Raw genomic sequence first — 12,568 nt, 5'->3', positions numbered from 1 at the left:
GCCATCGTGCGAGCCTCGCGGTCCCCCGGCGAACCTGCCTCAGGCGAGCAGCCACTTGTTGAAGCGCTCGTTCACCGCCGCGCCATTGGCCGCCCAATACTCGAGGTCGAGAAGGCGGTTGTTGTCGCCGGGCTGGGGCAGGCTCGCCTTCACGTCGTCGCCGAGCAGGGCCAGGGCCGCCTTGTTGGCCGGACCGTAGGGCAACTGCTTGGCGAACGCAGCTTGCACGGCGGCCGTGGAGCCGAGCGCGACCAGCTCCTGCGCCTTGGCGGCGTTCGGAGCGCCCTTGGGAATGGCCCAGGCGTCGCTGACGAGGATCGACTGGTTGAGTGTGAAGTCGACCGGCGCGCCGGCGAGCTTCGGCGCATGGACGCGGCCGTTCCAGATCGCGCCGGCCTCGACCTCGCCGTCGAGCAGGAGTTGCGCGCCTTGCGCGCCGCGTGCCCACCAGACGATCTTGGACTTGATCGTGTCGAGGCTCTTCAAGGCCCGCTCCACGTCGAGTGGATAAAGGTCTTTCAGCGCGACGCCATCGGCCAGAAGGGCGACTTCAAGCGTCTGGAACGGACGCTTCCACAAGCCGATACGGCCTTTGAGAGCCCAAAGCTCCTTCCAGTCCTTCGGCGGGTTCGTCTTCACGTTCTCCTTGTTCCAGGCGATGCAGTAGGCGGCGAAATCGGTCAGCAGGAAATGGTCGTGGACCGAGCCGGGAAACATCTGCGTCTTGTCGAGCTTCGAGGCGTCGAGTTTTTCCAGCAGGCCCTGGCGGGCGTAGACGATGATCTCCTCCGCGGCGCCTTGCAGCACATCCCACTCGGTCTTGCCCTGCTCCACCATGGCTTTCAGGCGCGCGCCTTCATTGCTGGTGGTGATGATGTCGATCCCCGTCTTTTCCTTCCAGGGCGCGAAGACGGTCTTGCGATAGGCTTCTTCTATGGCGCCGCCGCCTGTCGCCATGATCATGCGGCTCGGCTGGGCCCGCGTCGTCTCGGGCAGGCCAGCGGCCAAGCCGAGTGTGCCGACGCCTGCGGCTGCGAGAAATCCACGGCGGTTGATATGCGAATTACGGTCTTTCATCGTTGAATTCCCCTCTCTTTCCTTGGGTTGATTGTTTTGCCGATCTTGCGCCGGCCAATAGGCATTCCTTCAGCGCATCAGCGCGCCGCCATTCACCATCACGGTTTCCCCGACCATGTAGCGATTGCGGCTTGAGGCGAGGAACAGGATCACCTCCGCAATGTCTTCCGGCGCGGCCCCGCGGCCGAGCGGTGTCGATGCGACCCGTTCGGCGAACCACTCCTGGCTCAGATTGGCATCGGTCGCGATCGCGCCCGGGCTGACCGCATTGACCAGCACTTGCGCCGGGGCAAGCTCGAGCGCGAGCGACTTGGTCAAGCTGACCACCGCCGCCTTCGCGGCGGCGTAATGCGGCAGGTTCGGTTTGCCGCGGTAGGCGTCGGCCGAGGCGACGTTGACGATGCGCCCGTACTGGCGCTCGACCATCAGGCCCATCAGCATCCGCGACACCAGGAAGGTGCCGGTGACGTTGGTCCGGAAGGTCCAGTCCCAATCCGTCATGGTGATTTCGTGGGCCCGGCCATAACGCCAGCCGCCGGCATTGTTGATGATGAAATCGAGCCGCCCCTGCTGCTCGCTTACGATGCGTGACCGGAACTCGCTCAGCTCTTCCTCGTTCGCAACGTCGATGGGGGCGGCGTGCGCCTTGCCGTCACGAGAACGGAGTTTGTCCGCCAGTATCTCGACGCCGCGCCGGTCGAGGTCGACGAGATAGATGACCGCGCCGCGCTCGGTCAGCAGGCAGGACAAGGTGCGGCCAAGGCCTCCCGCGGCGCCGGTGACCACGCCGACGCAGCCTGCGAATTCCTGTGATGTCGGCAACGGAGAGGCTTCGGGCTGGGCGCTCATGGTGTCGACCATCGGTTCTGTCCTCGATGAACCGAAGATCATACATTTGGATTATTATGTCAATAGATAAATCATTTGTTGCATCTTGCGAACGGCGCTGCTATCTGCAACGGCATCAGATGATGCCGGCCTGTGGGGGTCTGGACCCGTATCGGCCCCTTGCTTCAGCGAGCCTCCATGAGCGCGACCCTCAACAGATCCAGCGTTTTTCACCGGTTCCCGAAAGTGGACATGCCTCGCGCCGTCGCGGGCGAAGGGCCCTACATCATCGATGATCGGGGCAACCGATATCTCGACGCATCCGGCGGCGCCGCGGTGAGCTGTCTCGGTCATAGCCACCAGCCGACCATCAAGGCGGTGCAGGAAGCCGTCGCGCAACTCGCCTTCGCGCATACGAGCTTCTTCACCAGCGAGGCGGCGGAAAAATTGGCGGCCTTCCTGGCGCAGGCCGCTCCCGGTGATCTCGACCACGTCTATTATCTGTCCGGCGGCTCGGAGGCGGTCGAGGCCGCGCTGAAGCTAGCGCGCCAGTACTATGTCGAAAAGGGCGAGCCCGCGCGGTCTCGCATCATCTCGCGCCGGCAGAGCTATCATGGCAATACCTTGGGTGCGCTGGCGGCCGGCGGCAATCTCTGGCGGCGCAAGATGTTCGAGCCGATTCTCGTCGATGTCACCCGTATCGCGCCCTGCTACGAGTACCGCGAGCGCCAGGAGGGCGAGACCGAAGAGGAATACGGCCTTCGCGCCGCCGGCGAACTCGAGACTGCGATCCTCGCGGCGGGCCCGCAAAACGTGATGTGTTTCCTGGCGGAGACGGTCGGGGGCGCGACGCTCGGCGCGGTACCGCCGGTGAAGGGCTACCTGCGGGAGATCCGCCGGATCTGCGACAAGTACGGCGTGCTGCTGATCCTCGACGAGGTGATGTGCGGCATGGGGCGGACGGGTTCGCTCTTCGCCTATGAGCAGGAGGGCGTCTGTCCGGATCTGGTCTGCATCGCGAAAGGGCTTGGCGCCGGCTATCAGCCGATCGGGGCGGTGATCGCGTCCGCGCGGGTCTTCGACACGATCGTCGAGGGCACCGGCTTCTTCCAGCACGGCCATACCTATACCGGACATCCCACTGCCTGCGCCGCCGCGCTGGCGGTCCAGACCGCGATCAGGGACGAGGATTTGCTCGCCCGGGTCGCCGAGCGCGGCAGGCAGCTCAAGAAGCGGCTCGAGGATCGCTTCGGCGCGCGCGACTATGTCGGCGACATCCGCGGGCGAGGCCTCTTCCTGGCTGTTGAGTTCGTCGCCGACCGTGCGAGCAAGGCGCCGTTCGCGGAACCCGGCTTTGCTGCGCAGCTCAAGAAGACGGCCCTGGAGAAGGGACTCGTCTGTTACCCGATGGGCGGTCTCGTGGATGGCATGCTCGGCGACCACGTCATGCTGGCGCCGCCCTACATCGTCGAGGAAAGCCATCTCGACGAGATCGTCGAAAAGCTCGACAGCGCCGTCGAGGACGTCCTGCGCTCGCGCCGGTGAATGACGGAAGGAGCAATAGCGATGGCTGAAATCGTCAAGGTCAAATCCGGTAATCTCACGGAAGAGACTTCAAGTTACTCCAGGCTCGTCGTCGCCGGCGACACGATCTACGTCTCGAACACGGCGGGACGGAACTACGTCACGCGCGAGTTGCCCGAAGACGTTGCCGGTCAGGCCAGGCAGGCGCTCAAGAACATCGAGGGAGCCTTGGCCTCGGTCGGAGCGAGCCTGCGCGACGTGGTGCGCATCCGGATCTTCGTACCTGACCGAAAGGACAAGGAGATCGTCAACAGGATCATCGGCGAGACCTTCAAGGGGATCGATCCGGCCAACACCACGCTCTGCACGCCGCTCGGCAAACCGGAACTCAAGGTCGAATTCGAGGTCACCGCCTATCGCCGCGGGAACCCTGACGAAGCGGAACATCGCTTCGCGATCACGTTGGGATGATCAGGCAGGCCGTCGAGACAAGGTCGGCGCATCGCACGGCATGCCGGCGCCTGCATCAATCTTCATCCGCTCGATGCGGGCTCGGCCGGAGCCCGCGTGAAAGGGCCGGATTGCGGCGCAACGGAGCGAGATCGGCGCCAAACAGTTCACAAGGGGAGACTCCCGTGAGGATGACGACGGAAGAAGCGTTTGTGAAGGTTTTGCAGATGCATGGGATCGCGCATGCGTTTGGGATCATCGGCTCGGCGTTCATGCCGATTTCGGACCTGTTTCCCAAGGCCGGGATTACGTTCTGGGACGTGGCTCACGAGACCAATGGCGGGCTGATCTGCGACGGCTACACCCGCGCGACCGGCAGGATCGCGATGGCGATCGCCCAGAACGGTCCGGGCGTCACAGGTTTCGTGACGGCGGTGAAGACCGCCTACTGGAACCATACGCCGATGCTGGTCGTGACGCCGCAGGCGGCGAACAAGACGATTGGTCAGGGCGGCTTCCAGGAAGTCGAGCAGATGGCGCTGTTTCGCGACATGGTCTGCTACCAGGAGGAGGTGCGCGACCCCAGCCGCATGGCCGAGGTGCTGAACCGCGTCATCGCCAAGGCGAAGCGTCTTTCCGCGCCGGCGCAGATCAACGTGCCGCGCGATTTCTGGACCCATGTGGTCGATATCGAGCTGCCGGCGATCATCGAGTTCGAGCGTCCCTCCGGCGGCGCGAAGGCGATTGCCGAGGCAGCCCGGCTTTTGTCCGAGGCGAGGTTCCCGGTGATCCTGTCCGGCGCCGGCGTGGTGATCGGCAACGCGATCCCGGACTGCGCTGCGTTGGCCGAGCGCCTCGATGCGCCGGTCTGCTCGAACTACCAGCATAATGACAGCTTTCCCGGCAGCCATCGGCTGGCCTGCGGCCCGCTCGGCTACAACGGCTCAAAGGCGGCGATGGAGCTGATCGCCAAGGCCGATGTCGTGCTTGCGCTCGGCACACGCCTCAATCCGTTCTCGACGCTGCCGGGTTACGGCGTCGACTATTGGCCGAAGGCCGCCAGGATCGTCCAGGTCGACATCAATCCCGACCGGATCGGGCTGACAAAGCCCGTCAGCGTCGGCATTTGCGGCGATGCGGGCCAGGTCGCGCGCCAGATCCTCGCGCAGCTCGCGCCGTCCGCGGGCGATCAGGGGCGCGAGCAGCGCAAGGCGCTGATCCACACGACGAAATCGGCATGGCTCCAGCTGCTGTCGAGCATGGACCATGAGGACGACGATGCCGGCACCAGCTGGAACGCGCGCGCCCGCCAGCGCGATCCCGAGCGGATGTCGCCGCGCCAGGCCTGGCGCGCCATTCAGGCGGCCCTGCCCAAGGACGCGATCATCTCCTCGGATATCGGCAACAACTGCGCGATCGGCAACGCCTACCCCGCCTTCGAAAAGGGGCGCAAATACCTGGCCCCCGGCCTCTTCGGCCCATGCGGTTACGGCTTCCCCTCGATCATCGGCGCCAAGATCGGCTGCCCGGACGTGCCGGTCGTCGGCTTTGCCGGCGATGGCGCCTTCGGCATCTCGATGAGCGAGATGTCCTCGATCGGCCGTAGCGAGTGGCCGGCCGTCACCATGGTGATCTTCCGCAACTACCAATGGGGCGCCGAGAAGCGCAACTCGACGCTCTGGTACGACGACAACTTCGTCGGCACCGAGCTCGATCCACATCTCAGCTATGCGCGCGTCGCCGAAGGGTGCGGCCTCAAGGGCGTGACGGTCAGGACGCAGGATCAGCTGACCGAAGCGCTCCTGCAGGCCTGCGCCGCGCAGAAGGACGGCATCACCACCTTCATCGAGGTCATCCTCAACCAGGAGCTCGGCGAGCCCTTCCGGCGCGACGCGATGAAGAAGCCGGTCATGGTCGCCGGCATCGACCCCGGCGACATGCGACCCCCAACCGTCGCCTGAGCCCTCACGATCGGCATCGGCCCGGCCCGGCGCCAGGCCCCCTCACGCTGGAAGGTCGACCATGCAGATCTTTGCGACCGGGCTCGCCCTTCCCGGGCCGAATGTCCCTGTAGCCTTCCGGTGAAGCCGCTTGATCGCCTCGTCGCGGCAGCTCGCGCCAATCCGCGTCGCATCACGCTGTCGGACGGCGCCGATCCACGCGTGATCTCCGGTGCGCTACGTGCCATGCGCGACGGCCTGGCCGAGATCATCCTGGTTGGCGACGAGGAAAAAATCTCGGCGGCCCTCGCGAGGCAGAGCACCGCTGTCGAGCGCCCGATGATCCAGGATCCCGCCCGATCGAACCTCGCCGCCGCTTATGCCGAAACCTATGCCGCGCTGCGTCGTGGGAAAGGAATTTCGCTCGAGCAGGCCTCGGCGGCCATGCAGAACCCGCTCGCCTTCGCCGCCATGATGGTGCGCCGGAACGACGCCGACGGAACGGTCGGGGGCGCAGCCCATACGACTGCCGAGACGGTGCGGGCGGCGCTACAGATCATCGGCCGGGCGCCCGGACAAGCGCTTGTCTCGAGCTTCTTTCTGATGCTGCTATGCCAGCCGCATCACCCCCAGAAAGGCGCCTTCGTCTTCGCCGATTGCGGGCTGGTCATCGAGCCAGACGCCACCGAACTCGCCAGCATCGCCATCGCTTCGGCATATTCCTACGAACACCTGACTGGCGAAATCCCCAAGGTCGCGATGCTGTCCTTCTCGACCGCGGGCAGCGCGACGCATCAGCGCGTCTCTAAGGTCGCCGACGCCACACGTCTGGCGAGGCTGGCCGCGCCGCAGATCGCGGTCGAAGGCGAGCTCCAGTTCGACGCCGCCTTTGTCGAGAGCATCGGCAGAGCCAAGGCGCCGCATTCGGCTCTCGGTGGGCCAGCCAACGTCTTCGTCTTCCCAAGCCTGGAAGCAGCGAACATCGGCTACAAGATCGCCCAGCGTATCGGCGGCGCCACCGCGATAGGCCCGATCCTTCAGGGCCTTGTCAAGCCGGCAAACGACCTCTCCCGCGGATGCAGCGCCGATGACGTCTATCACATGATTGCTCTTACCGTCGTTCAGGCAAAGAAAAATAGAAATACGTAAAGGAGCGCGGCTTCGTATCTGAGCTGTACTGCAGGTTATATATACAGCTTAAATCATGAATTCTATGAATTCGACTCTGTCGGAGCGGCTTGGCGCGGGCCGCTGAGCCAGGCGATCGAGCGGTTTCACATGCTGGCGCAGGCCGTCAAGGACGGCCACGCCAGCGTGCAGGAAGTTCGCAGATCTGTACCGAAATGGCGCGCCCGACACGATTCGAACGTGTGACCTTTGCCTTCGGAGGGCAACGCTCTATCCAGCTGAGCTACGGGCGCATTTCGTGATGGGTGGATAGCCGATCGGGGGTCGATCTGCAACAGCGGCTTGCGAGCGGCGCTTCGCCACCTTCGCGGACACCCGGTCGCGGCGCGGGCATGACCTTTCCTCCGCGCCTTTCGCGGCGGGATCGCCCTGCGTGCTGCTTTCGCGAAACCCTGCGCCGTTAACGTCCCCTTGGTCCATGCCGGGTGATTCTGAGGGTCCGATTCGTTCGAGCGTTCAGTGCCATGGGTCAAGTTCTGCAGTTCCGCCTTCCTGTCGTCGACATGGAGGACGCGCTTCCCGAGATCGATCTCGTCACGGCGGTCGAGGTCGCGCTGCGCGATCTCGCCGACATCGCGCCCTTCGTCACCCTGGCCTCGGCGCGCACCCAGCTCGCGGCCTGCCGCGAGGTGCTGCAGGCCGGGCTGGACGCCGCGCTCGGGCCGGCCTGACGCCGCCGGACCGCTTTCGGAACCGCGCAAACAATCTGGCGTTTCCCGCGGGATGACCTGCGAAGGGAGAAGCGCCATGCCGCGCGGCGACAAATCCGCCTATACCGACAAGCAGAAGCGCAAGGCCGGACATATCACCGAGGGCTATGTCGACCAGGGCCGCCCGCGGGACGAGGCCGAGGCGATCGCCTGGGCGACCGTCAACAAGGAGAGCGGCGGCGGCAACCTGTCAGGCTCCGGCCGCGGCAAGCCCGACACCAAGATCTCGGCGAAACGCGGCGGCGCGATCGGCGGCGAGAAGGGTGGCGAGGCCTCGGCCAAACGCCCGGCGGCGGCACGGTCCGCCTCGGCCAGGAAGGCGGCCGCGACCCGCGAGAAGGCGTCGTAGCCTCCGTGCTCGGCGCGGCACGGCCTCCCGCCATGGTCGGGCTCGTCCCGGCCATCCACGTCCTTGCTGGGCGAGTGCGGTGTTCAGGAGGCGGATGCCCGGCACAAGGCCGAGATGACGAGCTGGACCGAGCGGACGCCCTCACCCGCCGATGTTGAACGCCGCCAGCGCCGCCATGTTGACGATGTCGGAATCCTTCGAGCCGAGCGGCACGATCTGGACCGGCTTGTCGAGGCCGACGATCAGGGGACCGATCACCGTCGAGCCGCCGAGTTCCTGCAGCATCTTGGTCGAGATCGAGGCCGAGTGGAAAGCCGGCATCACCAGCACGTTCGCCGGCCCGGTCAGGCGGCAGAACGGATACTGGCTCATCAGGTCGCGGTTGAGCGCCACGTCGGCCGCCATCTCGCCGTCATACTCGAAATCGACGCGCTGGCCGTCGAGGAGCTTGACCGCCTCGCGGACCTTCTCCGAACGCTCGCCGGCCGGATGGCCGAAGGTCGAGAAGGCGAGCATCGCGACCTTGGGCTCGTAGCCCAGCCGCCGCGCGACACCGGCGGCCTCGATCGCGATCTCGGACAATTGCCGCGCCGTCGGCATCTCGGTGATCGCCGTGTCGGCGACGAGCACGGTGCGCTCGCGCGAGAGCACGATCGAGACGCCGATCAGCCTGTGGCCCGGCCGGTCGTCGATGACGCGGCGGACCTCCTCCAGCGCGATCGAGTAGTTGCGGGTGACGCCCGTGACCATGGCGTCGGCGTCGCCCAGCGCCACCATGGCGGCGGCGAAGTGGTTGCGGTCCTGGTTGATCAGGCGCTGGCAGTCGCGGAAGAGGTAGCCGTGGCGCTGCAGCCGCTCGTAGAGATATTGCGCATAGGCCGTGTTGCGGTGCGACAGGCGGGCGTTGGCGATGGTGATGCCCTTGGCGGCGAGATCGACGCCGAGTTCTTCCGCCGTCTCGTTGATGCGATCCTCGCGACCGACCAGGATGGCGTGGCCGAGCCCCTGTCCGACGAAGGACATCGCGGCGCGGATGACCTGCTCCTCCTCGCCCTCGGCGAAGACGACGCGCTTGGGGTAGCGCCTGACCCGTTCGAAGATGCGGTTCAGCGTGCCGGCGACCGGATCGCGCCTGGCCGAGAGCTGCGCCTTGTAGGCGTTCATGTCGACGATCGGCTTGCCGGCGACGCCGGTCTCCATCGCCGCCCTGGCCACGGCGGAGGGCACGACATGGATCAGGCGCGGGTCGAACGGCACCGGGATGATATAGTCCTTGCCGTAGCGCGGGCGCGCGCCCTGATAGGCGGCCGCGACCTCGTCTGGCACGTCCTCGCGCGCCAGCGAGGCCAGCGCCTCCGCGGCCGCGATCTTCATCTCCATGTTGATCGTGGTGGCGCGGCAGTCGAGCGCGCCGCGGAAGATGAAGGGGAAACCCAGCACGTTGTTGACCTGGTTCGGGTAGTCCGAGCGCCCGGTCGCCATGATCGCGTCGTCGCGGACGGCGGCGACCTCCTCCGGGGTGATCTCGGGATCGGGGTTCGCCATCGCGAAGATGATCGGGTTCTTCGCCATCGAGGCGACCATCTCCTTGGTCACCGCGCCCTTCTGCGACAGGCCGAAAAAGGCGTCCGCGCCTTCCATCGCGTCGCCGAGCGTGCGCCGGTCGGTGATCGCGGCATGGGCCGACTTCCACTGGTTCATGCCCTCGGCGCGGCCCTGGTAGATCACGCCCTTGGTGTCGCAGAGGATGACGTTGTCGGGCTTGAAGCCCATCGCCTTGAGCAGTTCGGTGCAGGCGATCGAGGCCGCGCCCGCGCCGTTGATGACGAGGCGGGTCGTCTTGACGTCGCGGTCGGTGAGGTCGAGCGCGTTGATCAGGCCGGCGGCGGCGATGATCGCGGTGCCGTGCTGGTCGTCGTGGAAGACGGGGATGTCCATCAGCTCGCGCAGGCGCTGCTCGATGATGAAGCATTCCGGCGCCTTGATGTCCTCCAGGTTGATGCCGCCGAAGGAGGGGCCGAGATAGCGCACCGCGTTGATGAAGGTGTCGGCGTCCTCGGTGTCGACCTCGAGATCGATCGAATCGACGTCGGCGAAGCGTTTGAACAGGACGGATTTACCTTCCATCACCGGCTTGGAGGCGAGCGCGCCGAGATTGCCGAGGCCGAGGATCGCGGTGCCGTTGGTGATCACCGCGACGAGGTTGGAGCGCGTCGTGTAGTCGTAGGCCTTGCTCGGATCCTCTGCGATCGCCAGCACCGGCACCGCGACGCCGGGCGAATAGGCCAGCGACAGGTCGCGCTGCGTCGCCATCGGCTTGGTCGGGACGATCTCCAGCTTGCCCGGCCGTCCCTGCGAGTGGAACAGCAGCGCCTCCTGATCGGTGAAGGTCGGGCGGGAGCGTTTGATCGGCGGCTGGTCGGACATGCGCTGGTTCTTTTTGAGAGCGTTTCCTGAGGGAGGCGGACCATAGGCAAGCGTCCGCCCGCCCACAAGGCGCTGGCGCCGCCAAGCGCTCATGCCGGATCGGCGAAAATCGCGTCGACTGTTGCTGGGGCCTCAGAGCCGGCCGCGCACGCTTTTCACGAAGTCGCCGACATAGCGGTCGAGCGCCTGCGTCCGTTCGGCGACGTTGCGCGCCGCCTCGACGACGCGCCCGGCGGCGTCGCCGGTGACGCGCGCCTCGCTGCCGACGGAGCCGATGCTGTCCGTGACGGAGCTGGTGCTGCCGGCGACGGCCTGCGCATCGGCGGCGATGCCGGATGCGATGTCGGCCTGCCGGTTGACCACGTCGGCGAGGATGCCCGAGGAATCCTCCATCGTCGTCATCGTGCCCTCGATATGGGCGATGGCCTCGGACGCGGTCGCGGCGGCCCCGCGGATGTCCTGCAGCGTCTCGGCGATGTCGCGTGTCGCCTTCTGCGTCTGCTCGGCCAGGTTCTTGACCTCGCCGGCGACGACGGCGAAGCCGCGCCCGGCCACGCCTGCGCGGGCGGCCTCGATCGTGGCGTTGAGCGCCAGCAGATTGGTCCGCGACGCGATCTCCTCGATGAAGCCGAGGATGGCGCTGACCTTGTCGGCCGCGCCGGTCAGCGCCGCCATGTCCTGATGCGTCGTGCGGACATAGCTCGCGGCCTCGCGCGCCATTGCGTCCGCATGCGAGAACTGCCGCGTCAGCTCGCGGATCGAGGCCTCGATCTCCTCGGCCGCCACCGCGACGCTGCCGACGCGGTGCGAGGCTGTTTCGGCCTGCCGCGTGGCCTCGACGGCGCGCATCGTCGTCTTCTCGGCGCTGCCGGCCATGGCCCCGGCGGCCTCGTGCATGTCGCGGACCGACTGGCCGACCTCCTGCAGGGCTTTTCCGACCGTGACCTCGAGCTGGTTGGCGAGGTCTTCCAGCGCGGTCTTGCGGCCTCCTTCCAGTTCTCGCCGGCGGTCGTCGAGCGTGCGCTCGGCGGTGACGTCGGTTATGATTCCGTCCCAGGAGATCGAGCCGTCGGCGAGCCGTCGCGGCGCGGAGTCGCTGCGCAGCCAGAGGATCGAGCCGTCGTCGCGCCGGTGCCGCGCCTCGAAGCGCGAGCGCCGCAGCACGGGGTTGCGCGCGAGCTCGGCGTTGATCTGGCGGAGCTTTTCGCGATCCTCGGGCACCATCCAGCGCAGCCAGCTCTCGGGATCGCGCTCGACTTCCTCGCGCGTGACATCGAGCATCTTCTCGATGCCGTTGCTGGCGAAACGGTACGAAATGGACCCGTCGGCCGCGATGATCTTCTGGTAGAGCACGCCGGGCGTGTTAGCGGTGAACGCCTCGAGACGGCGCAGCGTATCGACGCGCTCGGCATCGGCGCAGAGGATGAGGCCGGCCATCGCGGTCCCGAGCATGTTGACGGACATCATCGGCAGCAGCGCCTGGCGGATGACCGTCTCGACGACCGCCCAGCTCGGCAGGAAGATCATCGACGCCACCACGCTCAGGCTGGCGAGCAGGCCGAGCACCGGCACGTCCCGCACCGTGATCTGGCGCTTCTGGCGCCGGAGCAGCAGCATATAGGCAAGGCCGGCGGCAGCGCTGAAGCCGATTCCGGCCAGCCCGGCGGGCACTCCCGCTCCGCCGACGACGCTCCGCATCGCCAGCAGCGGCGCCGTCGCCAGCACCATGCCGAGGACACCTCCGAAGGGGGCCGACAGCACGGCGACGATATTTCGCGAATCGATCAGCACGCCTGGCGTCAGCATGAACGGGTCTTCCATGCTGCCGAGGCCCGCGATCGCGAAGACGACGCCGACGATGGTCTGCCGCAGCCAGATGCGCCGCCCCAGCTTGGGCAGCAGCAAGGTCAGGAGCAGCGCCGCCATCAGCACGAACGCCAGGCTCTCGACAAGTTTCAGCAGCAGAATCATTCCGGACAGCCCGATCGCCAAGACTCTGGCAACCATGGTTTCAATTGTTGAAGGTCGTCCTAACGGATGGCTTTGGCCGCGCATTTTGCTAGCGTCCCGTCGCC

10 protein-coding genes and 1 tRNA gene are annotated in these 12,568 nt (G+C 66.4%); 6 read left to right on the top strand and 5 right to left on the bottom strand.

Annotated features, from left to right (window positions below):
• Positions 1-39: 39 nt before the first annotated feature.
• Together AC1RRW_RS14325 and AC1RRW_RS14320 are read right to left on the bottom strand one after the other, a co-directional pair.
• Positions 40-1,077, bottom strand: coding sequence for an ABC transporter substrate-binding protein (locus tag AC1RRW_RS14325; RefSeq protein ID WP_492901442.1), 1,038 nt, complete (start codon positions 1,075-1,077; stop codon positions 40-42).
• Between the two features lie 69 nt (positions 1,078-1,146).
• Entirely contained in the window at positions 1,147-1,938 is a 792-nt protein-coding gene (locus AC1RRW_RS14320) for an SDR family NAD(P)-dependent oxidoreductase (RefSeq protein WP_492901441.1), read from the bottom strand.
• A gap of 165 nt (positions 1,939-2,103) precedes the next feature.
• Here AC1RRW_RS14320 and AC1RRW_RS14315 point away from each other — a divergent pair, with 165 nt between their 5' ends.
• From AC1RRW_RS14315 to pta, 4 genes are all read left to right on the top strand, one after another.
• Complete coding sequence (locus tag AC1RRW_RS14315) at positions 2,104-3,450, top strand: aspartate aminotransferase family protein (RefSeq protein ID WP_492901440.1); 1,347 nt, start codon at positions 2,104-2,106, stop codon at positions 3,448-3,450.
• 21 nt (positions 3,451-3,471) lie between these two features.
• Positions 3,472-3,900: a RidA family protein gene (locus tag AC1RRW_RS14310; protein ID WP_492901439.1), complete on the top strand. Its 429-nt coding sequence runs from the start codon at positions 3,472-3,474 to the stop codon at positions 3,898-3,900.
• A gap of 164 nt (positions 3,901-4,064) precedes the next feature.
• On the top strand, positions 4,065-5,840 hold the full coding sequence (gene xsc / locus AC1RRW_RS14305) for a sulfoacetaldehyde acetyltransferase (RefSeq protein WP_492901438.1): 1,776 nt from the start codon (positions 4,065-4,067) through the stop codon (positions 5,838-5,840).
• 120 nt (positions 5,841-5,960) lie between these two features.
• Positions 5,961-6,968, top strand: a complete 1,008-nt coding sequence (pta, locus tag AC1RRW_RS14300; protein WP_492901437.1) for a phosphate acetyltransferase — start codon at positions 5,961-5,963, stop codon at positions 6,966-6,968.
• Positions 6,969-7,163: 195 nt separating this feature from the next.
• On the opposite strand, the gene AC1RRW_RS14295 is transcribed toward pta, so the two are convergent.
• Positions 7,164-7,240 (bottom strand) — tRNA-Arg (locus AC1RRW_RS14295).
• A gap of 231 nt (positions 7,241-7,471) precedes the next feature.
• Here AC1RRW_RS14295 and AC1RRW_RS14290 point away from each other — a divergent pair.
• Positions 7,472-7,678 (top strand): hypothetical protein, encoded by a 207-nt coding sequence (locus AC1RRW_RS14290; RefSeq protein ID WP_492901436.1) that lies wholly within the window; start codon positions 7,472-7,474, stop codon positions 7,676-7,678.
• 76 nt (positions 7,679-7,754) lie between these two features.
• Entirely contained in the window at positions 7,755-8,066 is a 312-nt protein-coding gene (locus tag AC1RRW_RS14285; RefSeq protein WP_492901435.1) for a plasmid stabilization protein, read from the top strand.
• 141 nt (positions 8,067-8,207) lie between these two features.
• Here AC1RRW_RS14285 and AC1RRW_RS14280 read toward each other — a convergent pair whose 3' ends face one another.
• Together AC1RRW_RS14280 and AC1RRW_RS14275 are read right to left on the bottom strand one after the other, a co-directional pair.
• Entirely contained in the window at positions 8,208-10,493 is a 2,286-nt protein-coding gene (locus AC1RRW_RS14280) for an NADP-dependent malic enzyme (protein WP_492901434.1), read from the bottom strand.
• Positions 10,494-10,625: 132 nt separating this feature from the next.
• Positions 10,626-12,464 carry a methyl-accepting chemotaxis protein gene (locus tag AC1RRW_RS14275; RefSeq protein WP_492901433.1) on the bottom strand — a complete coding sequence of 613 codons (1,839 nt, stop codon included), beginning with the start codon at positions 12,462-12,464 and terminating at the stop codon, positions 10,626-10,628.
• Between the last annotated feature and the right edge of the window lie 104 nt (positions 12,465-12,568).

Source organism: Allobosea sp. GW821-FHT12C12 (assembly GCF_058807355.1).
Note: the sequence above shows the minus strand (reverse complement) of the source record. Positions and strands in the feature narration are given on the sequence as shown.

Coding starts and splice junctions, on each gene's coding strand:
- AC1RRW_RS14280 (WP_492901434.1), bottom strand. CDS start 10,493: ATGTCCGACCAGCCGCCGATCAAACGCTCCCGCCCGACCTTCACCGAT.
- AC1RRW_RS14325 (WP_492901442.1), bottom strand. CDS start 1,077: ATGAAAGACCGTAATTCGCATATCAACCGCCGTGGATTTCTCGCAGCC.
- AC1RRW_RS14290 (WP_492901436.1), top strand. CDS start 7,472: ATGGGTCAAGTTCTGCAGTTCCGCCTTCCTGTCGTCGACATGGAGGAC.
- AC1RRW_RS14320 (WP_492901441.1), bottom strand. CDS start 1,938: ATGGTCGACACCATGAGCGCCCAGCCCGAAGCCTCTCCGTTGCCGACA.
- AC1RRW_RS14310 (WP_492901439.1), top strand. CDS start 3,472: ATGGCTGAAATCGTCAAGGTCAAATCCGGTAATCTCACGGAAGAGACT.
- AC1RRW_RS14285 (WP_492901435.1), top strand. CDS start 7,755: ATGCCGCGCGGCGACAAATCCGCCTATACCGACAAGCAGAAGCGCAAG.
- AC1RRW_RS14315 (WP_492901440.1), top strand. CDS start 2,104: ATGAGCGCGACCCTCAACAGATCCAGCGTTTTTCACCGGTTCCCGAAA.
- AC1RRW_RS14275 (WP_492901433.1), bottom strand. CDS start 12,464: ATGATTCTGCTGCTGAAACTTGTCGAGAGCCTGGCGTTCGTGCTGATG.